The sequence below is a fragment of the Mycobacterium sp. NPDC049093 genome (assembly GCF_040704635.1).
In the GTDB taxonomy this organism is placed as follows: domain Bacteria; phylum Actinomycetota; class Actinomycetes; order Mycobacteriales; family Mycobacteriaceae; genus Mycobacterium.
Genome location: NZ_JBEZJS010000001.1, coordinates 134,888 through 159,127 on the forward strand (window position 1 = coordinate 134,888; position 24,240 = coordinate 159,127).

Genomic DNA, 24,240 nt, shown 5'->3' on the forward strand with positions numbered 1-24,240 from the left:
ACGAAAAGCGAGTAGTCAGGGGTCGCGCTGCTCTCGAAAATTGGTGACATGCAGCGCATCCAGGTTGAGACGATTCTTCCCGCCGACACGGAACGAGTGTGGCAGGCCATGCAGCAGGTCCCGACGTTTCTCTACGTCTGCCGCGGCTTGTTCGGGGTGCCGGCTCTGGCCGGACGCACCGAACCGTTCCGGGCCGGGGATCAGGGCACCGGTTGGTTGTTCGCCTTCCACGTGATCCCGGCCTACCGGCACACGATCGAAGTTCTCGATGTCGACGACACCACCCGCACGATCCGCACCCACGAGTACGGCGGAATGCTGCGGTCCTGGGATCACACCCTGCACGTCGAACCGGTCACCGACCGGTCGTGCCGCTACAGCGACACCGTCGAGATCGACGCCGGGCGGCTGACTTCCGTGGTGGTCGCGGTTGCCAAGGGGATCTACGCCTACCGGCACCGCCGGTGGCGCAGGCTCGTGGACAAACACATGGCGGAAGCCGGCGCGTGAGCGCCAGTCCAGAAGAGGCCCCCGGGTCAGAACCCGGTCGTGGCGCAGGCGCTCGGCGTGGTGAGGTTCACCCCGCCCCAGGTCACGTGGATGTCCGAGCAGATGATGAAGTTGTCTGCGGTGTTCGGCTGGCCGGTCTGCCACTTGGTGGGTGTCGACACGCCGTCGATGGTGAAGCGCTCGATGGGCCCGCCACCGAAGTACGTCGCCGAGATCTCGACCTTGTTGACCGATCGGTACAACTTCGACAGCACGTTGTCGTGGTTGGAGCCCTTGATCTCCCGGGGCATCCCGGCCGGGGCGCTGTAGGAGGCTTCCTGCCACGTGTCCTTGTTGGAACTACGCAGGGTGATGGTCTGACGCGCCCACGCGTCACCGGGGAACCCGATCGGCCCGTCCGGGGTCAGCAGGTTCGCCGAGGTCCGGAAGTTGCATGTGGTGCCGGCGCAGTCCGCGCTTACGTGCATTTCGATCGTGCCCTGGGGGCTCGGGATCGAGCTGACGGCCGAGTTGGAGGCGGCCGTGGCCGACGCGGGGAACGCCAGCGCAGCCGCGGTCAGCACCGCTGCCGTGCTCGCTGCGGAAAGCCTGTTGATCGTCATCGTCAAGAAAGGTATCCGCTCGTTACTCGTCGTAGGTGACTTCGACCGAATCCGACACCGGTGTGGCCTGGCAACCCAGGATCAGGCCCTCGTCCAGATCGGATGGTTCGAGTACGTCGTTGATCTTCATCTCGACGTCCCCGGACTTCTTGAGGACCGCGCAGGCACCGCAGTGGCCTTCGCGGCAGGAGAACGGTGCGTCCAATCCCTTGTCCAGCAGGACGTCGAGCAGCGTGGCCGACCGTGGCCAACGGACCTCGTGGGTGGTGCCGTCCAGGGTGACGACTGCGGTGGCCGGCTCCTGGTCGCTGTCGTCTTCTTCGATCACCACGGCGGCGAACGGGTCGGAATCCAACGACTTGAACACCTCAATGTGGATGCGCTCGTCGGCGGCGCCGGCCTGCTGCAGTGCCTGCTCGGCTGCCGCCATGAACGGTCCGGGCCCACAGATGAAGGCCTCGCGCGCCGAATACGGGGCGAGGAGTGTGGCGAGTGCGGCCGGGCTGGGCAGGCCCTGCACGGTCTCCAGCCAGTGCACGACAGTGAACCGGTCGGGGTACTTGGCCGCCAGGTCGCGCAGGGTTGCACCGAAGATGACGGAGTTCTCGTCGCGGTTGGCGTAGACCAGGACGACGTTGCCGGTGCCCTCGGCGAGTGCGGACTTGCAGATCGCCATCATCGGGGTGATGCCGCTGCCCGCGGCCAGCAGCAGGAAGTCGGTGTCGAGATTCTTGGGCACGAAGGTCCCCGACGGGGCCAGCACGTGCATCTTCATGCCGGCATGTGCGTTGTCGCACAGCCAGTTCGAGGCGTAGCCGTCGACCGTCCGCTTGACCGTGACGGTCAGCTGGTCGTCCGTCACCGGTGAGCTGGACAGTGAATAACAGCGGGCCACCGAGCCGGTGCGATCGCTCGGCACCCGCAGCGTCAGGAACTGGCCCGGGGAGTAGCGCAGCCGGTCGGCGGGAATCTCTGAGCCCTCGGGCACGGAGAACACGAGAGACCGGGCGTCGGCCGTCTCCTCGATGACTGCACTCACCTGCAGTTCGAGCACATGGCTGCCCAGTGGCTCATCAGTCACGGCTGGACCCTTTCTTCACTCATAACTAGAACATGTTACAAAAACGTACTTGCCCTGGTCCAGCCCACCATTGCAAGGCGCTACTCGACACAAATCGTAACGTGTTCTAATCTCAGTCTAAGCGGTCAGCTCGCGCTCATCGCAGTCCGAATCTTGGGAGGCATTTCCGTGACATCCATTGAACAGCGTGACGTGCAGGCAGTGCTGGCCGGCATCGATGAACTGCTGCCGACGCTGCGTGAGCGCGCTCAGGAGACCGAGGATCTGCGCAAGCTGCCCGACGCGAACGTGAAGGCCCTGGAGGACATCGGTTTCTTCAAGCTGCTGCAGCCCGAGCAGTGGGGCGGCCTGCAGTGCGACCCGACGGTGTTCTACGAGGCGGTCCGGCGCCTGGCCAGCGCGTGCGGTTCCACCGGCTGGGTCGCCGGCATCATCGGTGTGCACAACTGGCACCTGGCGTTGTTCGACCAGCAGGCTCAGGAAGATGTCTGGGGCGAGGACACCTCGGTCCGGATCTCCTCGTCCTACGCCCCGATGGGTGCCGGTGTGGTGACCGAGACGGGTGACGGCTACCTCGTCAACGGTGCCTGGAACTGGTCCTCGGGCTGCGATCACGCCAGCTGGGCCTTCCTCGGCGGCCCGGTCATCAAGGACGGCCGGCCGGTCGATTTCGGCAGCTTCCTGATCCCGCGTACCGACTACCAGATCGACGACGTCTGGAACGTCGTCGGTCTGCGCGGCACCGGCAGTAACACCGTCGTGGTCAAGGACGTGTTCGTGCCCAAGCACCGCTTCCTGTCCTACAAGGCGATGAACGACGGCACCGCCGGCGGCTACCAGACCAACACCGCTCCCGTTTACAAGATGCCTTGGGGCACAATCCATCCCACCACCATCTCGGCACCCATCGTCGGTATGGCCTACGGCGCCTACGACGCGCACGTCGAGCACCAGGGCAAGCGTGTCCGTGCCGCCTTCGCCGGCGAGAAGGCCAAGGACGATCCGTTCGCCAAGATCCGCATCGCCGAGGCCGCCAGCGACATCGACGCAGCCTGGCGTCAGCTGTCGGGCAACGTCGCCGACGAGTACGCCCTGCTGGTTGCCGGCGAGGAAATCCCGTTCGAGCTGCGGGCCCGCGCCCGCCGCGACCAGGTGCGTGCCACCGGCCGCGCGATCGCCTCGATCGACCGGCTCTTCGAGGCCTCGGGTGCCACCGCACTGTCGAACGACGCTCCGGTGCAGCGGTTCTGGCGCGATGCACACGCCGGCCGGGTGCACGCGGCCAACGATCCCGAGCGCGCCTACCTGATCTTCGGCAACAACGAGTTCGGCCTGCCCCCGGCCGACACGATGGTCTGATACATGACTGCCACCCAAGAGATCACCTTCGAATCCACCTCCCGGTACGCGCAGGTCCGCGAGGACATGCGGCTGCACTACCACGAGGCGGGTGACCCGAATGCCCAGACCATCGTGCTGTTGCACGGCGGTGGCCCCGGCGCCTCGAGCTGGTCGAACTTCGGCCGCAACATTGCGGTGCTGGCCGAGCACTACCACGTACTCGCCGTCGATCAGCCCGGTTACGGGCACTCGGACAAGCACACCGAGCACGAGCAGTACAACCGGTACAGCGCCAAGGCGTTGCTCGGGCTGTTCGACCACCTCGATCTGCAGGGCCGGATCCCGCTGCTGGGCAACTCGCTCGGCGGCGGCACCGCGGTGCGGTTCGCGCTGGACTACCCGGACCGGGCAGGCAAGCTCATCCTGATGGGTCCCGGCGGTCTGAGTGTCAACCTGTTCGCGCCCGATCCGACCGAGGGCGTCAAGGCCCTGGCGAAGTTCAACTTCGAACCGACGCGCGAGAACCTCGAGGCCTTCATCCGGATCATGGTGTTCGACCAGAAGCTGGTCACCCCGGAACTGGTCGACGAGCGGTTCGCGATCGCCAGCACCCCCGAATCGCTGGCGGCCACCCGCGCGATGGGCAAGTCATTTGCGGGTGCGGATTTCGAGCTCGGCATGATGTGGCGCGAGGTGTACAAGCTGCGTCAGCCGGTGCTGCTGATCTGGGGCCGCGAGGACCGGGTCAACCCGCTCGACGGTGCGCTGGTCGCGCTCAAGCAGATTCCGCGGGTGCAACTGCACGTCTTCGGGCAGTGTGGACACTGGGCTCAGGTCGAGAAGTTCGACGAGTTCAACAAACTCACCATCGATTTCCTTGGGGGTTAGCAGATGAGCATCAAGGCACTCGGCTACATGCGCATCGAGGCCACCGACGTGGCCGCGTGGCGTCAGTTCGGCGTGAAAGTGCTCGGCATGGTGGAGGGCGAGGGTTCGATCCCGGACGCGCTCTACCTGCGGATGGATGACTTCGCGGCCCGCCTGGTGATCGTGCCGGGTGAGCAGGACCGACTGCTGATCTCGGGCTGGGAGGTCGCCGACGCTCCCGCGCTGCAGAACGTGCGCGAGAGCCTGTCCAAGGCGGGCGTCGACTTCGTCGAGGGCACCAGGGACGAGATCCGCGAGCGTCGGGTCGAAGGGCTCATCCGGTTCTCCGATCCCGCAGGCAACGTCCTCGAGGCCTTCTACGGTGCGCAGTACCTGGGCCGCCGGTTCGTCAGCCCCTACGGCCACAAGTTCGTCACTGCCGAGCAGGGCCTCGGACACGTGGTGCTGACCTGCAACGATGACGCCGCCGCGCAGGCGTTCTACCAGGATGTGCTGGGCTTCAAGCTACGTGACTCGATGCAGCTGCCGCCGCAGCTCGCGGGTCGCCCGGCCGATGGCGATCCGGTGTGGTTGCGCTTCTACGGCTGCAACCCGCGGCACCACGCGCTGGCCTTCATGCCGATGCCCAACCCGACCGGCATCGTGCACTTGATGGTCGAGGTGGAGAACTCCGACGATGTCGGCCTGTGCCTGGACCGCGCCAACCGTCGCAACGTGAAGATGTCGGCGACGCTGGGCCGACACATCAACGACAAGATGCTGTCCTTCTACATGAAGACCCCGGGTGGGTTCGACATGGAATTCGGTTGCGAGGGACTGGAAGTCGAGGACGAGAGCTGGATCGCCCGCGAGAGCGTGGGGATCAGTCTCTGGGGCCACGACTTCTCTGTCGGATTCAAGTGATGGCACAGGCTCAGCCGCTCGACCCGCGCACGTTCCGAAATGTGCTCGGCCAGTTCTGTACTGGCGTCACGGTCATCACGACACTTCACGATGACGTGCCGATCGGCTTCGCCTGTCAGTCGTTCGCGGCGCTGTCGCTCGATCCGCCGCTGGTGCTGTTCTGTCCCACCAAGCAGTCGCGGGCGTGGCAGGCCATCGAGGCCAGCGGAAAGTTCTGCGTGAACATGCTGCACGAGAATCAGCAGCATGTGTCCGCGCAGTTCGGCTCCAAGGCGCCGGACAAGTTCGCCGGGATCGATTGGACCCCATCAGAACTCGGTTCTCCGGTGATCGACGGCAGCCTTGCCCACATCGACTGCAATGTGCATTCCGTGCACGACGGCGGCGACCATTTCGTGGTGTTCGGTGCGGTGCACTCGTTGTCGGAAGTGCCCAAGCGCAAGCCGCGGCCGTTGCTGTTCTACCGCGGTGAGTACACCGGGATCGAGCCGGACAAGAACACCCCGGCACAGTGGCGTGACGATCTGGACGCGTTCCTGACGGCCACCACGCCTGACACCTGGCTCTGACTTTTCGTCGCTGACACGACTGGGCCCCCTCCCATCGGGAGGGGGCCCAGTTTGTGTTCCTGCTCCACAGGTTCGTCTGGCAAAGAAACGAACGCATGGGGATTCGCGGACGGTCTGCCCCGATGACCAGGAAGGCTCCCAGTATCGGGAAGCCGATCCCATCGATGCGGTCTGAAGCCGTCAAAACACGCCCCGAACAGGAAATCTGCCGGGCCACCGGCCTCCGACCTGGCGATTGCCAAGCACTTGCCTAGGCAAACGGAATTTAGGGCAGGCATACCTATTGATATTTAGGAAAACCTAAGCTAATTTTTGCTCGTTCCTCAGTCAACTATCAGCTTTCAGGAGTTCTTCGTGCCCCTACCTGCACTCCCCTCCGGCGACACCCCAGTGGTGAGCCGGAAGGATCGGTTCCTCGTCGCCGGCGTCGCAATGCTCAGCGCCAGCGCGATTGCGGTGACCCCGGTTGCCCAGAACACGACGCTCATCCAGCAGGCTCAGAGCTTCGCCTACGACCTGACGGCGTCGACCATGGACGCGACGGCCTCGCCCGTGGACGTCTACGGGACGCTGTTCAGCAACACATTGGGCAACCTCGAGTCTCTGGGTGCCGCCCTGGCTGCCAATCCGGCGCCGTTGCTGAACCAGGTGCTGGAGAACCAGCTGGGCTACGCGGGCAAGTTCGGTGCGGCGTTCGAGGCCATCCCCACCAACCTGAAGAACTGGTATGAGGGCCCCAACGGGCAGGCGCGGTTGGCGCAGGCGCAGGCCGCACTTGAGGCCGGAGACATCGGCGAGGCGTACCGGTGGTTCAACCACTCCATGCTGTACGCGTTCCAGGGCGCCTTCGGTTCGCTGATCGCTCCCGGGTTCATCCTTTCGGGCATCCCGCGCGGCGGGACCGAGTACCTGACCGGGATCCCGGAGCAGATCGCGCAGAACTTCACGAATCTGATCGGTGCGACCTTCACCTCCAGCGTCGTCGTGAGCGCCCTGTTCCAGGGCGCCTTCGCAACGATCAGCGGTCCGACGTTCGAGCTCGCCCGCGTTGCCGAGGCGATCAGCACCAGCGTCGCCGCGGGCGATATGCAGGGGGCCTTCAACGCCGTCGTGAACACGCCGGGCATCCTCGTCAACGCGGCGCTCAACGGATTCAAGTACTCCGATCCCGACCCGGAGACGGGCACCGGGGGCTACACCGAGTGGCCGGCACTGCTCACCTGGGCCGAGCCCGGCGAGCAGGGTGGCGCCCGGATCGTCGCAGGTCTTTTGCAGAACCTGCTGGTGAACATCCCCAAGAGCCTCGCCGATGCCATCGACAACACCCCGGAAACACCTGCTCCCGCGTCGGCTCCGTCATCGGTGCCCGCGAGCATCTCGGCTCAGCTGGTTTCCGCGTTGGCGCCCAAGACGGCGTTGACCGTGTCGCCCGTCGAGTCGGTGAAGGAAGCGGCTCCGGCCGTCGAGGCTCCGAAGGCTGAAAGCCCGGTCGAGGCTCCGAAGTCCGAGACCGTGGCTGTTGAGGCTCCGAAGGTCGAAACCCCGGTTGTCGAGGCCGCGAAGGTCGAGACGCCGGTTGCCAGTGCCGTTCCTGCGGCCGATGAGGCTGCCGGAGAGTCTGTCGCCACGCCTGCAACCAGCAAGTCGGCCAATGCCGATGCGAAGGCCACGGGCAAGGCCAAGATCACGGACCGGATCAGGGCCAAGATCAGCGAGGCCAAGGAAGCCAAGCAGGCCAAGGCCCAGGAGGCCAAGGAATCGAAGGCCACCGCCAAGGAGAGCGCCGCCAAGGAGAGCACCGCCAAGGAAGCCAAGGCCAAGCCCAAGGCGACCAAGGCCGGGGCTGACAAGTCCAAGGGCTCCAGTGACTCCAAGAAGAGCTCGGGCTCTGACTCGTAATAAGTAGCACGACGCGTAGCTGGGCCCCACCCGTGAGGGTGGGGCCCAGTTGCGTTCGGCGCCGACGTCGAATCCAGCGGTCCCTGACCGGTTGATCAACCCGGCTCTTGACGAACATGGTTGTGGCCTGCCAAGGTTTGATCAATCGATCAAACCGATGGGAAGAGGACACACATGAATGGTCGGGTAGAGGGCAAGGTCGCCCTCGTTACCGGTGCGGCGCGCGGGCAGGGACGCAGCCATGCGCTGCGATTGGCGCAAGAGGGCGCAGACATCATCGCGGTCGACGTCTGCGCCCCGGTCACCGATACCAGTGCGATCCCGGCGTCGACCCCGGACGACCTGGCAGAGACGGCGGATCTGATCAAGGGTCTCGACCGTCGCATCGTCACCGCCGAGCTCGATGTGCGTGACTTCGGCGCGCTCAAAGCGGCCGTCGACAGCGGTGTGGAGCAGCTGGGCCGGCTCGACATCGTGGTGGCGAACGCTGGCATCGGCAACGGTGGCGATGTCCTGCACGAAACCAAAGAATCCGACTGGGACGACATGATCGGCGTCAATCTGTCCGGCGTCTGGAAGACTGTGAAAGCCGCAGTGCCGCACATTCTTTCCGGCGGACGTGGCGGTTCGATCGTCTTGACCAGCTCGGTCGGCGGGCTCAAGGCCTATCCGCATACCGGCCACTACATCGCGGCCAAGCACGGTGTGATCGGTCTGATGCGCAGCTTCGCGGTGGAACTGGGGCAGCACTCGATCCGGGTCAACTCGGTGTGCCCGACGAACGTCAACACGCCGATGTTCATGAACGAGGGCACGATGAAGCTGTTCCGTCCCGACCTGGAGAACCCGGGTCCCGACGACATGGCTGTGGTCGCCCAGTTGATGCACGTGCTTCCGGTCGGCTGGGTCGAGCCTGTCGACATCAGTAACGCGGTGTTGTTCCTGGCCTCTGACGAGGCCCGTTACATCACCGGTCTGCCGGTCACGGTGGATGCCGGCAGCATGCTCAAGTAGCGTCCTGATCGCTGCCGAACCGGCGCAGGAACCGCTCGACGAAGGCGCGGAACTCGGCGTGGCCCTCGGTCACGCCGACCGCCTCTTCGTTGCACAGACTGCGGGCCGATTGGGTGAGAAGCATCGACATCACGACCGGCGGGAACTCCTCCATGTCCACACCGTGGGCGCGCAGTACCCCGGCCATGGCCGCGGCCTCGATGTCGCGGACCCGCTCGGAGTAGGCCTTGAGTTCGACGCCGATCTCCTTGCGGTGATTGGCCAGCGCCATGAACTCGGTGTTGAGTCCGGTCACGCGGGAGTCGGAGTTGATCAGCCACAGGGCCCGGAGCGGATCGTCGGTGGTGATCGCCTCGCGCAGCCGGGCCAGCGCCGCGTCGGCACCGCTGCGCAGCACCGAGACGAACAGGTCGTCGAGGGTGTCGAAGTAGTAGTAGACCAGCGCCGAGCGCACGCCGGCCACGGCTGCGATGCGCCGGGTGGTGGCGGCGGCATAGCCCTCGTCTCGGATGACCTGGGCGGTCGCCTCGATGAGGCGCTTGCGGGTTCCCGCGTCCTTCTCCTTGGCGGCGCGTGCGGCAGGCATCAGCATTGCCCCCCAAAGTCATTGCCCGACAACACATATTTCTTGCCGGCCTGGAACCTTGACCGCCGAACGCCGGGGGTGGTATGCATGAGCCATCCTAACGGTTTGATCGACTGATCAAATTCAGAACTGAGGAAACAGATGCCCGAAGACATGAGTACGGCCCGGGTCCAGGTGGACGCCGGCCTGTGCGAAGGCCATGCACTGTGCATCCAACTTGCCCCTGAGGTGTTCGACCTGTCCGACGACGAGGTGGCCGGCGCTGCCCCGGTGAGCGGGCCGTGGGATCAAGGTACCTGGGCCAACGTCAAATCTGCCGTCGACGCCTGCCCGCGCCAGGCGATCAGCCTGCTCAACACCAGCACGAAAGGCCAGTGAGCCATGACCGATCTCGCCTCAGTCGACTATTTCGCCGACCCGGCCGTCGCCCAGGACCCGTACGAGTACTACGAATATCTGCGCAGCAACGGGCCGGTGTTTGCCGAACCGCATCACGGTGTCGTGGCGGTGACCGGCTACCAGGAAGTCATGGCGGCCTTCAAGGACCATGCGTCGTTCTCGGCCGTGAACGCGATCGGCGGGCTGTTCCCGCCGCTGCCTTTCGAGCCCGAGGGCGACGACATCAGCGAACAGATCGAGGCGCACCGCCATCTGTTCCCGATCCATGAGCACATGGTGGTGATGGACCCGCCGCAGCATGAGCGGGCCCGCTCGCTGCTGAGCAAGCTGCTCACGCCTCGTCGTCTCAAGGAGAACGAGGACTATATGTGGCAGCTGGTCGATCACCAGCTGGATCAGATCATGGGCAACGGCAGATGCGAGTTCCTGTCCGAGTACGCCAAACCCTTCGCCACCTCGGCGATCATCGATCTGCTGGGTGTTCCCGAGGAGGATCGCCCGGAATTCCTTGCCGCACTGGGTGCCGAGCGGCCGGAGGGCAATCGGGTCGGGGCGCTCGACGGTGAGCCGGTGGGTCGCGACCCGCTGCAGTACCTGGACGACAAGTTCGCCGGATACCTCGCCGAGCGTCGGCGTGAGCCACGCGGCGACGTGCTCTCCGGCATGGCCACCGCCACTTATCCCGACGGCTCGACGCCGGAACTGCTGGAGGTCGTCAAGCCGGCCACCTTCCTGTTCGCCGCCGGACAGGAGACCGTCACCAAGCTGCTCACCGCCGCCGTGCAGACCCTGGGTGATCACCCGGAGTATCAGCAGACGCTGCGCGAGAATCCGGACGGTATACCGACTTTCATCGAGGAAGCGCTGCGGATGCACGCCCCGACAAAGGTCGATTTCCGGCTGGTCCGCAAGACCACCACGCTCGGCGGCGTGCATCTGAAGGCCGGCACGATCGTGATGCTCTGCCTCGGCGCAGCCAACCGCGATCCTCGCAAGTTCGACGACCCTCAGACATTCCGTCCGGATCGTAAAAACGTCCGTGAGCACATCGCGTTCGGCCGCGGCATCCACACGTGTGCCGGCGCGCCGCTGGCCCGGGTGGAAGGTCAGATCACCGTGCGCCGGCTACTGGACCGCATGCAGGACATCACCATCGACGAGTCGGCGCACGGCCCGGTCGGGCAGCGGAACTACAACTACGAGCCGACGTTCCTGCTGCGTGGACTGACCGAGCTGAACATCGGATTCACCCCAGCGAAAGGGTGACCGCCCCGCCGCGGTGATCCACCTTGTCGAGGATGCTCGACGGGACCCGGAACACCCGGCCGGGTGAGGCCGGCCACGGCAGGGTCTTCCGGCCGATGACCGTGCCATCTTGGCGCGCCACCACTTTCGGTATGCGCACCAAGGTGTCGGTCCACAGCAGCAGGCGCTGTCGCGCCGGGGCGGGGTCGCCGCGCCGCAGCAGCCCCGGTGCCACCCAGCGCAACGGGGCCGCGGCCTCGATGCGGATCCCTTCGCCGGGCGTAGCCGCGCCGCTCAGGTAGCGGCGCACCTGTGCGGCCACGTGGCGGCCGTCGAGCGCGGCGATGTCGGCGGTGTCCACCGGGTGCAGCAGGTTGCCGATCGCGAATACGCCTTCCCTGCTGGTCCGCAGCGCGGTGTCGACGACGGGCCCCAGGCTTTTCGGGTCCATGTCGAGCCCCGCGGTGCGGGCCAGCTCGTGGTCGGGAATCCAGTCGCCGGTGAACACGACGGTGTCACAGGCCACGATGCGGCGTTGCCCGGTGCGGGTGTTCTCGATCTCCACACCGACGACGGTGCCCTTGCCGATGATGCGGGCCACCCGGGTGGTCGTGGCGACCTCGACGTTCATCAGCGGGGTGCGGCCCGCGAGGTTGAAGACTGCATATGACTCGGGCGAAGGGTATTCGCTTGTCATCAGCGCGGTTTCGCAACCGGCGTGCTTGAGCGTGAGCACCGCCGAGTAGCTGACCAGTTCGGCTCCGACGATGACGGCGCGCTTGCCCACGCCGCGGTGCTGTAGGTGCACGGTGTTCTGCAACTGCCCGGTGGTGTAGACGCCACCGGGCCGGTCGCCGGGGATCAGCCGCGCCGGGCGGGCCCGCTCGCGAGCACCGGTGGCCAGGACAACCGCGCGGGCGTCGAGTTGTTCGCGCCCGGTGGGCGACGTGAGCTCAAGGGACGTGTCGCCGGCCCAGCCGGTCACCATGGTGGCGGTACGGATCTCGGCCCCGGCTGCCGTCGCCTCGCGGACCAGGCGGCGCGCGTACGTCGGCCCGCTGATGAAGGTCTTCATGTCGCGGATGCCGTAACCCGGATGGTCACTGTGCCGTGGAATGCCACCGGCCTCGGACTCACGTTCAAGCACAACTACATTCAGGCCCGAGTTGTGCGCCAGCTCGGCTGCCGCGGTCAGGCCTGCGGGGCCGCCGCCGATGATCGCGACGTCGTAGACGCTCACTTGTTGATCTCCTGACGTTCCTGCTCGAACACCGACTGCACCTCGGCGCCGCAGAAGAAAGCCTGGCAGCGGCCGTTCATCACGCGGGTGCGTCGTCGCAGGCCTTCCAGGGCTGCGGGTGGGATGACGGAATGGCAGGCGTCGCGCAGTTCACCTTCGGTGACGCGCTCGCAGAAGCACACGATCCGGCCATAGGCGGGGTCGGCGGCGATCTTCTCGGCCTGCTGATAGGGGCGGGGGAATGCCTCGCCGAGGTTGGGCATCTGTGGTGGATCGGGCAGTTCTTCGGCGGGTGCCAGTTCCAGGCCGGCCGAGACCAGTTGAGTGCGGGCGTATTCGGCGATGGCCATGCCCGCCGTCAGGCCGGTGGACCGGATACCGCCGACCAGCAGATAGTGCTGCGCCGGGTCCGCCTCGATCAGGTAGTCGCTGCGGTCGATCGCGGCCCGTAGTCCGGCATACGTCGCGGTGACCTCTTCGTCGAGGAGTCGGGGCATCAACGCGCGGCCCTTTTCCAGGAGGAAGTCGAATCCGCTCTCCGAGGTGCCGGTGGCGGTGCGGTCGGTGAGGTCCTCCGAGGTGGGGCCGAGCATGACGTTGCCATAGATGGTGGGGCTGACCAGAACTCCCTTGCCGCGCGAGGTCGGCACCGGCAGCACGATCTTGTCGACCAGCGGTCGCGCGAGCTTGTCGTAGACGATCAGCTCGCCGCGGCGCGGGGTCACGCTGAATCGCGAGAAGCCGAACAGGTTGTCGATGACATCGGCTCCCAGGCCGGCCGCGTTGACCACCCACCGGGTGCGCACAGGTCCGGCGGAGGTGTGCAGTGTGGTGACCTCGTCACCAGTGGCGATGCGTTCCACGCGGTGATCGGTCAGCAGGGTGGTGCCCCGGTTGACGGCATCGGTGGCCAGCGCGAGGTTCACCGTCCAGGTGCAGATGATGGATTCGTCGGGCACGGTGAGCCCGCCGAGTGCACCCGGACCCAGAGCGGGGACCGCGGCGTAGACGGCCGCGGAATCCACGAGCTCGCACCGGTGATACCCGTTGTCCTCGGCCTTCTCCTTCAATCCCGGTAGGGCAGCGAGCTGTTCGTCGTCCCAGGCCACCAGGAGCGCCCCGGTGTGCTCGACCGGGACGCCGGTGCGGCTCGCGTAGTCGGACAGCAGCTCGTAACCACGGCTGACCAAGGTCGATTCCAGCGTTCCCGGTTTGGCGTCGAACCCGGTGTGCAGGATCGCGGTATTGGCCTTGCTGGTGCCGTCGCCGACATCGTCGCGGGCTTCGAGCAGGGCGACGGACAGTTGGTATCCCGACAGCTCACGCGCAATGGCTGAGCCGACGATGCCGGCTCCGATGACCACGACGTCGAACACGTCGGGTCTACTCGGGGTGTTCATGAAATCTCCTGGTGGTACGTGGTCTCGGCGAGTTCGCGCCAGGCCGAGCGGAATTCGGCGGCACGTGCCGCGCTCCAGCGCGGTTCGTAAGTCGCCGACGGGGTCCAGTCGGTGACGACGTCGGCCACCGACTTCTCAGGTGACAGGCTGAGTCGGGCCAGCGCGGCCGCGCCCAAGGCGGTTGCGTGCGCCGAGGGATAGACGTCGACGGGCACCTGCAGGATGTCGGCGCAGGCCTGCATCAGCACTGTGGACTGGGTGAGCCCGCCGTCGGCCCGCAGCCGGGTCAGTGGCGGAGCGTCGGCATCGATCGCCGAGACCAGCTCAGCGACCTGTGCAGCGATGCCCTGTAGAACCGCCAGCACGATGTGTCCGCGCCCGGTCGACAGGGTCATGCCCGAGATCGTGGCGGTGGCCTGCGATTTCCACCACGGCGCGGCCAGGCCGGCCAAGGCGGGCACACACAGCACGCCGCCGTTGTCGGATTCGGCGACGGCGTCCATCTCGGCGGCGCCGCTGATCACACCGAGCGAGGTCAGCCATTTGACGGCTGACGCCGCGGTGTAGACCTGGCCGTCCATGCAGAACGAATCGATGCCACCGATTCGCCACGCCACCGACGACGTCAGGCCCGTGGTCGAACGCACCGGGGAGGTCCCGGTGTTCGACAGCAGGAAGGCGCCGGTACCGAATGTGCACTTGGCCATTCCGGATTCGAGGCACGCCTCGGCCAGCAGCGCGGCCTGCTGGTCCACCACGATCCCGCCGACGGGGACTTCGGGTCCGAAAGACGATGTGGTGCCGATGATCTCGTCGTTCGCCGCGATCCGGGGCAGGCGTTCGCCGTCCAGGCCGAACAGCGCGAGCAACTCAGGACTCCAGTCCTGAGCGCCGAGATCCACGGCGGCCGAGCGGCTGGCTGTCGTGGCATCGGTGACGAACTCACCGGTGAGCTGGTGCAGCAGCCAGGCATCCGAGGTCGTCACGACGCCGGTCGACTCGACATTGCGGCGCAGCCAGGCCATCTTCGGTGCCGAGAAGTAGGGGTCGAGCACCAATCCGGTTCGTGCGGCGAGCATGTCGGCGTGCCCGGCGAGGTCGGCGCACAGCGACTCGGCGCGCCGGTCCTGCCACACGACGGCCTGGCTGAGTGGCCGGCCGGTGTCGGGATCCCAGGCCAGCACGGTCTCGCCCTGATTCGCCAGAGACACCGCGTGAACCGGCCGGCCGGCCTGCTCAAGGGCGGCGCGCCCGGCGCCGAGCACGGACTCCAGCAGCTCTGATGGGTCCTGCTCGACGCCGCCGCCGTCGAGGTAACGCGGGTGTACCGGAACCTCGGCCAACCCGACCACACCCTGTTCGGGGTCGACGACGATCGCCTTGGTCCCCGAGGTGCCTTGGTCGATGGCCAGGACTGTCATTTCACGGGTTCCTCGGCAGCGCCGGCGACCTCGTCCAATTCGGCGTCGATCGAGGCCATCTCGGGCATCTTGAGGCCTTCCTTGCCGCGGGTGACGAGCAGGTACCCGAGGTAGACGGCGCCGATCGCGACCATCGCCAGCACGTAGAGCCACGGATCCTTGAAGGACGCGTCGCGGAACAGCGAGAGCTCGAACACCAGCCACACCACGGCTACCACCAGAACCGGAACCTCCCAGCGTCCCAGGCTGAATCCCGCACTCGCGGGCAGCTTCTTGCGGGTCGCGATGTAGAGCGCGATGGTGATGGCATAGATGGATGCGGGCAGCAGGGTGGCCGCGGAGAACAGTTTGAACAGCGCGTCGGTGCTCGTCGAGAAGATCTCGAGGATCACCGCCGAGGTGGCGGCCATGAACACGGTGGCGTTGGCCGGCGTACGGAACCGCGGTGAAACCTTGTGCAGCAGCTGCCAACCCGGGAAGCGCTGATCCCGTGACATCGCCCAGACCAGACGCACGCCGCTCATCAGGATCACCAGGCCGCAGGCGAAGATCGCGATCGCCACCAGCACGAGCAGCGCGGTGCCCACGAAGGAGCCGAGGATGTCGCGAATGACGTCGGCGATCGGGGTGCCCGACTGGGCCAGCGTGGTCGGATCGTTGACGGCGGCGGTGACCACCAGCAGGAACAGGAAGCCCAAGATGCCTGAGGCCAGTACTGCCTGCCACATGGCGCGCGGCACAACGATTTCGGGCTTCTTGGTTTCCTCGGCGAGATTGGCCGCGGACTCGAAGCCGACGATGGTGAAGGCGCCGAGCAGGAAGCCGAGCATCCACGGGCCCACCGAGGTGGCGGTGCCGAAGCTCCAGTACCCCTCGGCGGGGATGTCGCCGCGGGAGAACAGGTTGCCGACGGAGAGCTTGTGGGCGACCACACCCACGATGAACAGCAGCACCACGAGGGCGACCATCCCGATCAGCTCCGCCGTCACGGCGAAGTTGTTGACCCGCTCGGTCCATTTGGTCGACAGCCCGACCAGCAATGCCTGCAGAAACAGCACGGCGGCGGTGATCTCGAATGAGGTCAGGGGAGTGCCGGTGAAGTCGAACAGCGCGGGCACCACGGTGGCGGCCACGGTGTAGTCGACTGCCACCACCACGATCGCCAGGAACGTGAACGAGATCCAGCCGGTGATCCAGCCGAGAATCGGATTGGCGAGCCGCGACACCCACTGGTAGGCGTAGCCGGTCACCGGGATCCGGGCGGCCAGCGAGCCGAGTAGCAGGGCTACCGCGACCTGGCCGACGATCACGAACGGCCAGGTCCAGATGCCCATCGGGCCCGAGCTGTTGAGGACGCTGCCGTAGGTGGTGAAGATGCCGGTGGCGATCGAGACGAACGCGAAGGCCACGGCGAACGAGGCGAATTTGCCGGTGCCGCGTTCCAGCGTCTCGGTGTAGCCGTACGGCGATGTGGAAGAATTTGTCATTGATCGAGCTTTCTGAGGGAAATCGACTGTTTCGCGAAGGAATTGCTCGGTCCGCGGGCGACGCTGCAACGTCGCCCGCACCCGTTTCAGGCGCTTGCCGGCCGCGCCGGCATGACCACACCTCCCGTCTCTCCGAAGGCCGCGGCCACCGCCGGGTCGGCGTTCTGGTCGGTGATCAGTCCGTTGACGGCGCTGAGATCGCACACGCGGTACGGCGCCACCTGCCCGAGCTTGGACGAATCGGCCAGGATGTAGCTGCGGGCGCTGTTGGCGATGATCGTGCGGCGCACGTCGATCTCGTCGAGATGGAAGTCGGTGAGCCCGGCTACCGCGTCCACCCCGCCGGACCCGAGCAGGGCAATGTCGGCGTAGACGTCGGTGAAGAAGGACTTCGTGTGGGCGTTCGAGCAGGCCAGGTCGCCGGCTCGGACCCGTCCGCCGGCCAGCAGCAGTTCGATTCCCGGGCGGTCGGCGAGTTCCACCGCGACCGGCAGTGACGGGGTGATCACAGTGCCGGTGAACGCGCGCGGGATGGCCTGGGCGACGGCGACGGCCGTGGTCCCGATGTCGATGATCACCGTCTGACCGTTTTCGAGGAGCCCCGCGGCGACCCGGGCCAATTGGGCCTTGGCTTGGTGGCGAATCATCGTGCGCTCGGAATATGAAGGCTCGATGGGCCGGTGGTCAGCGACCGCGGCGGCGCCCCCGTGTACCCGGCGCAGTGCACCGCGTTCTTCGAGAAATGCCAGGTCGCGGCGGACGGTCTCAGCCGAAACTCCGAGGCGGCGGACCAGCTCATCCGTGCTGATCGCCTGGGCGGTGCCTACTGCGTCGACGATCGCCTCGTGGCGCTCAACCGGCAGCACGGTTGACCGTCGATGTGGATTTCTGACCGAACATGACGGTTATTGTGGGGTGTGGTGTGGCCCACGTCAACCGGAACCGGGGAAATCAGACCGGGGGATACCCGTACTCGGCCATGACGTCGCGCAGCTGGGTATCGCCCACGCGCGCGATGAACCTCAGCACCGCCGGCCCGTTGCCGTCGTCGATGGTCGGGTCGGCTCCGGCGGCCATCAGCACCGCCACGATGTCGGCACGTTTTCCGGTCGTGTTGCGCACGGCCCGATAGAGCGGCGTGCAGCCGTCTTCGGCGACAGCGTTCACGTTCGCGTTCGCTTCGAGCAGGATCTTCACGATCTCGACGCTGTCGCTCTGGGCGGCGAAGTGCAGCGGCGTCATCCCGACATTGTCGACGGCGTTGACGTCAGCCGCCAATGCGATCAGGCGCGTGGTGTTCTCGATCCGAAACTGGTTGCCGATCCGGAAGTTCTCGGCCGCGAGCTGCGGGTCTTTGAGGGCGGCCGTGTAGTTCAGGCCAACCGGGTCGTCGATGACGGCGTAGTGCAGTGCCGTGCGGCCCGCACGATCGGTACCGACGGGATCATCGCGCGGCACCACGGTGCGGTCGTTTCGGCGGCCAGGAGTGAACCGGAACTTCACCGAAAAACCGTATCAACGCACGGCGATCCGGATGTTCTTTACTTGCTGAAACTCATTCAGGCCCTCGATGCCGCCGGTTCGGCCCGAGCCGCTCTGCTTGTAACCGCCGTACGGACCCTGGGGTGAGATGTCGCTGAACTGGTTGATCCACACCGAACCGGATTCCAGCCGACGGGCCACCCGATGGGCACGGTTGAGGTCGGTCGTCTGAACGAAGGCGTTCAGGCCGTACGGGGTGTCGTTGGCGATCTGTACTGCCTCGTCCTCCTCGCGGAACCGCATCACCGAGACGACGGGTCCGAAGGTCTCCAGTTGCGCGAGTTCCGAGGAGTTGTCCACCTCGCCGAATACCGTCGGTTCGACGTAATAGCCCTTGCCATCGATCTGCTTGCCGCCCACCAACAATTCACCCGCACCGCTGGACGCCGCGGTATCGACAGCAGCCAGGATCCGGTCAGCGGCGGTCTGACTGATCACCGGTCCGAACGTGGTCGCGGGATCCATCGGGTCACCGATCTTGGCGGAACCGATGACGCCGAGGAACTTCTCCAGGAATTCGTCGTAGACCGCGTCGTGGACCAGTATCCGGCTCGCGCAGGCACAGCTCTGTCCTGACTGCATGAGCGGGCCCTGGTGGGCCGACAGCGTGGCGGCCAGGTCGAGATCGGCGTCGGCGAAGATGAGATTGGCGGATTTGCCGCCCAGCTCGGTGACCACCGGCGTGAGATTCGTTGCGGCAGCCTGCAGTACCTTGCGTGCCGTACCACCGCCGCCGGTGAAGGCGATCTTGCCGATGCCGGGATGACGTACCAGGGCCTCGCCGCCCTCGGCGTCGGCCGGGACGACAGTCACCAGTCCCTCGGGCAGCCCGGCCTCCAGACACAGCTCGCCGAAGCGCAGCGCCGCGAACGGCGCCAGCTCTGAGGGTTTGAGGACGACGGCATTGCCGGCGGCCAGCGCCGGGGCGACACACGATCCGGTGACGACCAGGGAGCCGTTCCACGGCGTGATGACACCGACCACGCCATACGGCTCACGCTCGACGAGATTGATGTCGAACGACCCGTTGACCGGTGTCGTCACTCCGTGCGGCTTGTCGGCGTAACCCGCGAAATGTCGCAGGAACCGTTCCAGAAGCATTGCGGTGCCGGCGAACGAGATCGGCACCGCATAGTCGGCCACGTTGAGCTTCGCGAGCTCGTCGAGGTGCTCGTGCACCACGTCGGCCAGGTCGATCAGCAGGTCGCGGCGCCGGTCGACGGTCAATGAGGCCCACTCCCGCTGCGCCTCTGCCGCGGCCGTCACCGCTTCGTCGATCTCGGCGGCTCCGGCCAGGTCCACGGTCCCGTTCGGCTGGCCGGTCGCCGGGTAGATGTGCTCGAACTTCATGCCTCGGCGTTCTCCTCGTCGAGCACACGTTGCTGCTGTTCCCGGATCACCTGGTTGAGGTTCGATGCCTTGGGCCATCCGTAGTAGGCCGCGAAATGCAGTGCCAGTTCATCCATTTCCTCGAAGGAGACGTCGCGGCTCTTCAGTGCGGCATAGACGTGGCTGAGGATCGGCAGCGGCGCATCCTGAAAGGCCACACAGGCCACCGTCACCAGGCGTCGTTCCTTCATGCCGAGTCCGGGCCGCAGCCACATCTCTCCGAAGACGAAGTTGAGGATGCCCGCTCCGGAGTACGGGTTGTCCCGGGTCGGGGCGAACGGGATGCAGTTGATGTCCCGGAAGGACTGCTCGCCGCAGACCAGGCGTTCCTCCGGGTCACTCGGCGTGGGGAGCGGCAGCAGCGGTTCGGGTGCGGGCGGGGTCTGCCCCCGTTCGCGGTGGATCCGGTCCCACTGCTCGTCGACCATGATGTTGAACCGCGAGGCCTTGGGCCACCCGGCGTACACCGCGAAATGCAGCACGGTTTCCCGCATTTCGTCGATCGACACGTCACCGCTGTTGAGCGCGGCGTACACGTGATCCCGCAACGGTCCTTCGGCGTCGGCCGCAGCCACGCACGGCAGCGTGACGAACCGGCGATCCCGGCGGCTCAATGCGGTGCGCGGCCACACCTCCGCGAACACGAAGTCGATGAGGTTCGCGGTGGCGGGGGAACCATCCTCGGGCGCGGCGAACGTCATCACCTCGGCGAATTCACGCCTGCCCCGCTCGGCCCGCGTGTCGGCGGCGGTCATCGGATCGTCGCCCCGGCGTCGACCTTGAACTCCAGTCCGGTGACGTGGCGGGCTTCGTCGGAGATCAGGAACAGCACCGCATTGCTGATGTCGAGTGCGTCGGTCATCTGGATCGGCAACGCATTCTGGAAGATCGGCCCCAGGTCTTGACGGGTCTCGTGGATCAGGGTGTGCAGGGTGTCGGGCCGCAGGCCGGTGGCGACGCCAGTGGGATGCACGGTGTTGACCCGGACATTCACCGCGGCAAGCTCATTGGCCAGCGCGCGGCTCATGCCGACCACCCCGTGTTTGGACGCGGTGTAGGGCGTGTGCAGCGGTGATCCCTTGATCCCGGCCACCGAACTGACGTTGATCAGGCTGCCGCCGCGTTCCACCAGATGCGGCAGTGCTGCCGAGCAGGTGTTCCAGGTGCCGATCAGGTTGACGTCCACGACGGTGCGCCATTGTTCGGCGGTGGTGGTGTCCCAGGTGCCCGCGGTCAGGACGCCGGCGTTGGCGACGGAGGCGTCCAGGCCGCCCAGCTTCTCCACGCCGTCGGCGACCGCCGCGCTCAACGCCGCGCCGTCGCGCACGTCGACCACGTAGGTCAACGCGCGCTGGCCGAGTTCGGCGACGAGGCGGGCGGTTTCGTCCAGATCGGCGCGCGTTGCCAGTGGATACTCCACCTCTGGCAACGATTCACAGATGTCGACGAGGATCACGTCGGCGCCCTCTTCGGCCAGACGTACCGCGTGGCTTCGGCCCATACCACGCGCTGCGCCGGTGATCAGCACGCGCTTGCCGGTGACGCGCCCCATCAGAGCTTGTTCGTGAAGCCGGCGTCGACGGGGAGGGTGACCCCGGTGACGTATTTGGCAGCGTCGGAGACCAGGTAGCTGATCGTCGCGCTGATGTCCTCGGGCTCGAGCAGTGAGACCGGCATTGGGTTCTGCAGGTGCGGACCGCCGTCGGGGTAGTTCTCCAGGAACGCTGTCATGGCCGGGTTGACGGCCATCATGGTGTTCACCGCGGTGGGGTGCACGGTGTTGACCCGGATGCTGTGCGGGGCAAGGGCATTGGACAGGGTGCGCATCAGTCCGACGATGCCGTGCTTGGATGCCGCATAGCCCAGGCCGCCGCCCTGCATGCCGCCGAAGCCGCGCAGTCCGGCGGTGGAACTGGTGAACACGATCGACCCGCCGCGTCCGCCTGCGATGAGGTGGGGGATGGCGGCCTTGGCGGTGTGGAACGAGCCGACCAGGTTGACGCCGACCGCATCGGACCACATCTCGAGGTCTTCTTCGATGGTCACTTCACGAAACGCGGTGGGGGCGACGCCGGCGTTGGCGAGCACGATGTCCAGCCGGCCGAACTGCGCGACCCCCGCATCGAGTGCGCTCTTGACGGCGTGGAAGTCGCGTACGTCGGCGACCGAACCAAGCATCTTGCCGCCGGCCGCTTCGACCAGGGCGATCGTCTCGTCGAGCTCGTCGCGGCCGGCCATCGGGTACGGGTTGGATGCGATATCCGCGCAGATGTCCACACCGATGATGGCCGCGCCTTGCTCGGCAAGCGTCACCGCGTGACTGCGCCCCTGGCCTCGGGCAACCCCGGTGATGAAGGCGACTTTTCCGTCGAGATTCCCCACTGATCCTCGCTTCGCTCGAATGGGTGTAACCGTGTTACAGCGGTACGGTAACGTGGTTACTCTCCGGCGGCAAGGGTGTTCTCGAAGTGGCAGATGAGCGTGATCGGATCCTCGACATCGTCGTGGAGATCCTCGAGTCCGAGGGCTATGAGGCCGTGCAACTGCGGGAGGTGGCGCGCCGGGCCAAGACCTCGCTGGCCACGATCTACAAGCGCTACTCCACCCGCGACGAGCTGATCCTGGCCGCGCTCGACTCCTGGATGGCGGAGAACCGGTATTCGGGGGTGGCCGGTCAGACGCGCGCACCGGGAGAGTCGCTGTACGAGGCGCTGATGCGGATGTTCCGCACCATCTTCGAGCCCTGGGAGAAGCACCCCGACATGCTCAGGGCCTACTCGCGGGCCCGGGCCGCGCCGGGTGGGGACCGGCTGGTGCGCCGCGGCCTCGACGCCGTGGTGCCTGCGGGCCTGTCGATTCTCTCCGGCGTCGACGATCGGTTCGTGCACGATCTCGACAACATCCTGACCAGCTTGGTGTTCGGACTGGTCGGCCGCTTCACCGCGGGCGAGATCGGCATCGCCGAGATCCTGCCCAGTCTCGACCGGACGATCTACTGGCTCACCGCGGGGTACGAGTCCGGGCGTTAGCCCAACTGCGCGCCGATGAACACCACGATGTCCGCGGCCACCTCGCGGTGCACCGACTCGTTCAGAATGTCGTGCCGGCCGCCGTCGAACTCCTTGAACTGCAGGGGTTCTATCTGTTCGGCATACGCCTTGACCGCGCCCGCCGGAGCGATGACGTCGGCCGAGCCGTGCAGGGCCAGGGTCGGCACCGTGAGTTTGGGCAACTCGGTTCCGAAGCGGTCCCAGGCCCGGTCCAGTTCGCGGGTGAGCGCGGCGCCGTCGGCGTCGACGAAGGCCAGCGGGTCGTTCACCAGGCTGTCGAGGTAGAACGGATCGGACGAGAGCCAGTTCGGATCCAGGTCCAATGAGGTGTCTGGGTCGACCATTTCGGGAATCGGCACCAGCGGCGCACCGGAGATGATGCCGGCCCGGTAGCGGGTGGGTTCTCCGAGCAGCCGGAACAGCGTGACCACCGAGCCGAACGAATGTCCTTGCGCCACCAGCGGTATGCCCGGGGTGTCGCGTTCGGCGAGGGCGGTCAGAGCCTCGGCCAGCGCCGAACTGTCCTCGATGCTGCCGAAATCTCCTCGGGTGCCCGGGGTCAGGCCGTGGCCGAACTGATCGACCGCCCACAGGTCGATCCCCGCGGCGTTGAGTGCGAATCCGTAGCGGTGGTAGACCCCGGTGTGTTCACCGAACCCGTGCAGGAAGATGACGGCTGCGCGGGGCTGCGGGGTGGCCCAGTGCCGGTAGTAGGCCCGCCCGCGGTCGTGCTCGATGAACGGCATACCTCTCACTGCAGCAAGGTCGAGGCTCGGCCGCAAGCATTCTGCTCATCGCTTCCGCTTCAGGCGTTGGCCGAGCGTGTGCGCGGCCAGCAGCAACGCCTCTCCGAGTGCGGCCTGGCGTCGGGCATCGAAGCGCATCTCCACTCCGGTGAGGCTCAGTGCCCACATCGGCTGACCCAGTTCGTTGAACACTGCTGCGCCGATACCCCAGCTGCCCTCGACGATCAGGCCCGGGTTGACCGAGTACCCGCTGACCCTCGTCTGTTCGATGCGGCGACGAAGCTGCGCGGCTGAGTGCACCGCGCCCCAATCCCCGGTCAGGTCAACACGATCGAGATATGCCGCGATCTCCGAATCCGGAAGATGTGCCAGCATGACGATCCCGGCCGAGGCGACCCCGAGGGGAAACCGCTTGCCCGGATACAGCACATGTGAGCGCAGCGGGAAGCTGCCTTCCTCGGCGGACACGCATACCGATTCGTCGCCCCGGCGGGCGGAAAGGAACGCGCTCTCGCCGGTGTCGCGCGCCAGCGTGCGGAGAATGTCGGTGGCCAGCGGGGCCGCGTCGTAGCGGGTGGCGGCCACCGAGCCCAGTAGGTAGATCTCCGGTCCCAGGAACCACAGACCGGTGTCGGAGGCGCGGTCGACGAGGCCTTCGCCGGCGAGCGCGGTGAGCATGCGGTGCGCGGTCGCGCGGGGCGTGTCCGTCGTGCGGGCGAGCTCGGTCGTGGTGAGTCCGTCCGACCGCGCGTCGGCGAGAGCACGCAGGATCGCCGCGGCCCGCGTGATCACCGGAGTGCCGGCTACACCGTCGGTCACAGCCATACTCTAGCGTCCACTCAATGGACGCCGGTGGCGTGCGGCGTCACCTGAGCGGACACAACCCGGCCGGCGCACCGGTGGGTCTTGCGTTACCCGGCCCGATGGT

25 protein-coding genes are annotated in these 24,240 nt (G+C 66.4%); 10 read left to right on the forward strand and 15 right to left on the reverse strand.

From position 1 onward, the window contains the following. Positions 1 to 48: 48 nt before the first annotated feature. Complete coding sequence (locus AB0876_RS00715; RefSeq protein ID WP_526040913.1) at positions 49 to 510, forward strand: Rv1443c family protein; 462 nt, start codon at positions 49 to 51, stop codon at positions 508 to 510. A 26-nt stretch (positions 511 to 536) separates the two neighbouring features. Here AB0876_RS00715 and AB0876_RS00720 read toward each other — a convergent pair whose 3' ends face one another. Both AB0876_RS00720 and AB0876_RS00725 read right to left on the reverse strand, forming a co-directional pair. Further along, on the reverse strand, positions 537 to 1,106 hold the full coding sequence (locus AB0876_RS00720) for a hypothetical protein (protein WP_055120771.1): 570 nt from the start codon (positions 1,104 to 1,106) through the stop codon (positions 537 to 539). Between the two features lie 28 nt (positions 1,107 to 1,134). Next, positions 1,135 to 2,193 (reverse strand): 2Fe-2S iron-sulfur cluster-binding protein, encoded by a 1,059-nt coding sequence (locus AB0876_RS00725; protein ID WP_526040914.1) that lies wholly within the window; start codon positions 2,191 to 2,193, stop codon positions 1,135 to 1,137. A gap of 168 nt (positions 2,194 to 2,361) precedes the next feature. Here AB0876_RS00725 and hsaA point away from each other — a divergent pair, with 168 nt between their 5' ends. The 6 genes from hsaA to AB0876_RS00755 all read left to right on the forward strand — a co-directional run bounded on the left by hsaA (position 2,362) and on the right by AB0876_RS00755 (position 8,807). Further along, a complete protein-coding gene (gene hsaA, locus AB0876_RS00730; RefSeq protein ID WP_491837668.1) occupies positions 2,362 to 3,552 on the forward strand; it encodes a 3-hydroxy-9,10-secoandrosta-1,3,5(10)-triene-9,17-dione monooxygenase oxygenase subunit in 1,191 nt (396 codons plus the stop codon). 3 nt (positions 3,553 to 3,555) lie between these two features. After that, positions 3,556 to 4,422, forward strand: a complete 867-nt coding sequence (hsaD, locus tag AB0876_RS00735; RefSeq protein ID WP_491837669.1) for a 4,5:9,10-diseco-3-hydroxy-5,9,17-trioxoandrosta-1(10),2-diene-4-oate hydrolase — start codon at positions 3,556 to 3,558, stop codon at positions 4,420 to 4,422. Between the two features lie 3 nt (positions 4,423 to 4,425). Continuing rightward, positions 4,426 to 5,325 (forward strand): iron-dependent extradiol dioxygenase HsaC, encoded by a 900-nt coding sequence (gene hsaC, locus AB0876_RS00740; RefSeq protein ID WP_491837670.1) that lies wholly within the window; start codon positions 4,426 to 4,428, stop codon positions 5,323 to 5,325. Then, the gene (gene hsaB, locus AB0876_RS00745) at positions 5,325 to 5,894 is read left to right on the forward strand and encodes a 3-hydroxy-9,10-secoandrosta-1,3,5(10)-triene-9,17-dione monooxygenase reductase subunit (RefSeq protein WP_491837671.1); all 570 of its coding nucleotides are present in this window, start codon (positions 5,325 to 5,327) and stop codon (positions 5,892 to 5,894) included. The genes hsaC and hsaB overlap by 1 nt, the downstream gene beginning before the upstream one ends. 354 nt (positions 5,895 to 6,248) lie before the next feature. Beyond that, positions 6,249 to 7,793, forward strand: coding sequence for a hypothetical protein (locus tag AB0876_RS00750; protein ID WP_526040915.1), 1,545 nt, complete (start codon positions 6,249 to 6,251; stop codon positions 7,791 to 7,793). 174 nt (positions 7,794 to 7,967) lie between these two features. Beyond that, complete coding sequence (locus AB0876_RS00755; RefSeq protein ID WP_499046459.1) at positions 7,968 to 8,807, forward strand: mycofactocin-coupled SDR family oxidoreductase; 840 nt, start codon at positions 7,968 to 7,970, stop codon at positions 8,805 to 8,807. Here AB0876_RS00755 and AB0876_RS00760 read toward each other — a convergent pair. Further along, complete coding sequence (locus AB0876_RS00760) at positions 8,800 to 9,393, reverse strand: TetR/AcrR family transcriptional regulator (protein ID WP_064958228.1); 594 nt, start codon at positions 9,391 to 9,393, stop codon at positions 8,800 to 8,802. The genes AB0876_RS00755 and AB0876_RS00760 overlap by 8 nt on opposite strands. Positions 9,394 to 9,534: 141 nt before the next feature. Here AB0876_RS00760 and AB0876_RS00765 point away from each other — a divergent pair, with 141 nt between their 5' ends. Both AB0876_RS00765 and AB0876_RS00770 read left to right on the forward strand, forming a co-directional pair. Next, complete coding sequence (locus AB0876_RS00765) at positions 9,535 to 9,771, forward strand: ferredoxin (protein WP_526040916.1); 237 nt, start codon at positions 9,535 to 9,537, stop codon at positions 9,769 to 9,771. Between the two features lie 3 nt (positions 9,772 to 9,774). Beyond that, on the forward strand, positions 9,775 to 11,058 hold the full coding sequence (locus tag AB0876_RS00770; protein WP_526040917.1) for a cytochrome P450: 1,284 nt from the start codon (positions 9,775 to 9,777) through the stop codon (positions 11,056 to 11,058). On the opposite strand, the gene AB0876_RS00775 is transcribed toward AB0876_RS00770, so the two are convergent. The 10 genes from AB0876_RS00775 to AB0876_RS00820 form a co-directional block, all read right to left on the reverse strand. Continuing rightward, a complete protein-coding gene (locus AB0876_RS00775; RefSeq protein ID WP_526040918.1) occupies positions 11,039 to 12,277 on the reverse strand; it encodes an NAD(P)/FAD-dependent oxidoreductase in 1,239 nt (412 codons plus the stop codon). The two genes, AB0876_RS00770 and AB0876_RS00775, sit on opposite strands and share 20 nt — an antisense overlap. Beyond that, positions 12,274 to 13,677, reverse strand: coding sequence for an NAD(P)/FAD-dependent oxidoreductase (locus AB0876_RS00780; protein WP_526040919.1), 1,404 nt, complete (start codon positions 13,675 to 13,677; stop codon positions 12,274 to 12,276). Before AB0876_RS00780 ends, AB0876_RS00775 begins: the two co-directional genes overlap by 4 nt. Next, positions 13,674 to 15,098 carry an FGGY family carbohydrate kinase gene (locus tag AB0876_RS00785; protein WP_526040920.1) on the reverse strand — a complete coding sequence of 475 codons (1,425 nt, stop codon included), beginning with the start codon at positions 15,096 to 15,098 and terminating at the stop codon, positions 13,674 to 13,676. Before AB0876_RS00785 ends, AB0876_RS00780 begins: the two co-directional genes overlap by 4 nt. Next, complete coding sequence (locus AB0876_RS00790; RefSeq protein ID WP_526040921.1) at positions 15,095 to 16,585, reverse strand: amino acid permease; 1,491 nt, start codon at positions 16,583 to 16,585, stop codon at positions 15,095 to 15,097. Before AB0876_RS00790 ends, AB0876_RS00785 begins: the two co-directional genes overlap by 4 nt. An 86-nt stretch (positions 16,586 to 16,671) precedes the next feature. Then, entirely contained in the window at positions 16,672 to 17,451 is a 780-nt protein-coding gene (locus tag AB0876_RS00795; protein WP_526040922.1) for a DeoR/GlpR family DNA-binding transcription regulator, read from the reverse strand. Between the two features lie 85 nt (positions 17,452 to 17,536). Next, positions 17,537 to 18,088: an ankyrin repeat domain-containing protein gene (locus AB0876_RS00800; protein WP_491837682.1), complete on the reverse strand. Its 552-nt coding sequence runs from the start codon at positions 18,086 to 18,088 to the stop codon at positions 17,537 to 17,539. Positions 18,089 to 18,100: 12 nt separating this feature from the next. Further along, complete coding sequence (locus AB0876_RS00805) at positions 18,101 to 19,477, reverse strand: aldehyde dehydrogenase family protein (RefSeq protein ID WP_491837683.1); 1,377 nt, start codon at positions 19,475 to 19,477, stop codon at positions 18,101 to 18,103. Further along, the gene (locus AB0876_RS00810; protein WP_526040923.1) at positions 19,474 to 20,271 is read right to left on the reverse strand and encodes a carboxymuconolactone decarboxylase family protein; all 798 of its coding nucleotides are present in this window, start codon (positions 20,269 to 20,271) and stop codon (positions 19,474 to 19,476) included. Before AB0876_RS00810 ends, AB0876_RS00805 begins: the two co-directional genes overlap by 4 nt. Next, complete coding sequence (locus AB0876_RS00815; RefSeq protein ID WP_198542170.1) at positions 20,268 to 21,068, reverse strand: mycofactocin-coupled SDR family oxidoreductase; 801 nt, start codon at positions 21,066 to 21,068, stop codon at positions 20,268 to 20,270. Before AB0876_RS00815 ends, AB0876_RS00810 begins: the two co-directional genes overlap by 4 nt. Further along, positions 21,068 to 21,898 carry a mycofactocin-coupled SDR family oxidoreductase gene (locus AB0876_RS00820; RefSeq protein ID WP_491837685.1) on the reverse strand — a complete coding sequence of 277 codons (831 nt, stop codon included), beginning with the start codon at positions 21,896 to 21,898 and terminating at the stop codon, positions 21,068 to 21,070. Before AB0876_RS00820 ends, AB0876_RS00815 begins: the two co-directional genes overlap by 1 nt. A gap of 86 nt (positions 21,899 to 21,984) precedes the next feature. Between AB0876_RS00820 and AB0876_RS00825 the strand changes: the two genes are divergently transcribed. Beyond that, a complete protein-coding gene (locus AB0876_RS00825; RefSeq protein ID WP_491837686.1) occupies positions 21,985 to 22,545 on the forward strand; it encodes a TetR/AcrR family transcriptional regulator in 561 nt (186 codons plus the stop codon). Here AB0876_RS00825 and AB0876_RS00830 read toward each other — a convergent pair. Together AB0876_RS00830 and AB0876_RS00835 are read right to left on the reverse strand one after the other, a co-directional pair. Continuing rightward, a complete protein-coding gene (locus AB0876_RS00830; RefSeq protein ID WP_526040924.1) occupies positions 22,542 to 23,312 on the reverse strand; it encodes an alpha/beta hydrolase in 771 nt (256 codons plus the stop codon). The genes AB0876_RS00825 and AB0876_RS00830 overlap by 4 nt on opposite strands. 45 nt (positions 23,313 to 23,357) lie before the next feature. Continuing rightward, a complete protein-coding gene (locus tag AB0876_RS00835; RefSeq protein WP_491837688.1) occupies positions 23,358 to 24,137 on the reverse strand; it encodes an IclR family transcriptional regulator in 780 nt (259 codons plus the stop codon). Positions 24,138 to 24,240: the final 103 nt, after the last annotated feature.

What these genes read in the sequence shown, in the direction of transcription:
- AB0876_RS00715 (WP_526040913.1), top strand. Translation starts at nt 49, where the DNA reads ATGCAGCGCATCCAGGTTGAGACGATTCTTCCCGCCGACACGGAACGA.
- hsaD (WP_491837669.1), top strand. Translation starts at nt 3,556, where the DNA reads ATGACTGCCACCCAAGAGATCACCTTCGAATCCACCTCCCGGTACGCG.
- hsaC (WP_491837670.1), top strand. Translation starts at nt 4,426, where the DNA reads ATGAGCATCAAGGCACTCGGCTACATGCGCATCGAGGCCACCGACGTG.
- hsaB (WP_491837671.1), top strand. Translation starts at nt 5,325, where the DNA reads ATGGCACAGGCTCAGCCGCTCGACCCGCGCACGTTCCGAAATGTGCTC.
- AB0876_RS00755 (WP_499046459.1), top strand. Translation starts at nt 7,968, where the DNA reads ATGAATGGTCGGGTAGAGGGCAAGGTCGCCCTCGTTACCGGTGCGGCG.
- AB0876_RS00760 (WP_064958228.1), bottom strand. Translation starts at nt 9,393, where the DNA reads ATGCCTGCCGCACGCGCCGCCAAGGAGAAGGACGCGGGAACCCGCAAG.
- AB0876_RS00765 (WP_526040916.1), top strand. Translation starts at nt 9,535, where the DNA reads ATGCCCGAAGACATGAGTACGGCCCGGGTCCAGGTGGACGCCGGCCTG.
- AB0876_RS00770 (WP_526040917.1), top strand. Translation starts at nt 9,775, where the DNA reads ATGACCGATCTCGCCTCAGTCGACTATTTCGCCGACCCGGCCGTCGCC.
- AB0876_RS00780 (WP_526040919.1), bottom strand. Translation starts at nt 13,677, where the DNA reads ATGAACACCCCGAGTAGACCCGACGTGTTCGACGTCGTGGTCATCGGA.
- AB0876_RS00785 (WP_526040920.1), bottom strand. Translation starts at nt 15,098, where the DNA reads ATGACAGTCCTGGCCATCGACCAAGGCACCTCGGGGACCAAGGCGATC.
- AB0876_RS00790 (WP_526040921.1), bottom strand. Translation starts at nt 16,585, where the DNA reads ATGACAAATTCTTCCACATCGCCGTACGGCTACACCGAGACGCTGGAA.
- AB0876_RS00805 (WP_491837683.1), bottom strand. Translation starts at nt 19,477, where the DNA reads ATGAAGTTCGAGCACATCTACCCGGCGACCGGCCAGCCGAACGGGACC.
- AB0876_RS00810 (WP_526040923.1), bottom strand. Translation starts at nt 20,271, where the DNA reads ATGACCGCCGCCGACACGCGGGCCGAGCGGGGCAGGCGTGAATTCGCC.
- AB0876_RS00815 (WP_198542170.1), bottom strand. Translation starts at nt 21,068, where the DNA reads ATGGGGCGCGTCACCGGCAAGCGCGTGCTGATCACCGGCGCAGCGCGT.
- AB0876_RS00830 (WP_526040924.1), bottom strand. Translation starts at nt 23,312, where the DNA reads ATGCCGTTCATCGAGCACGACCGCGGGCGGGCCTACTACCGGCACTGG.
- AB0876_RS00835 (WP_491837688.1), bottom strand. Translation starts at nt 24,137, where the DNA reads ATGGCTGTGACCGACGGTGTAGCCGGCACTCCGGTGATCACGCGGGCC.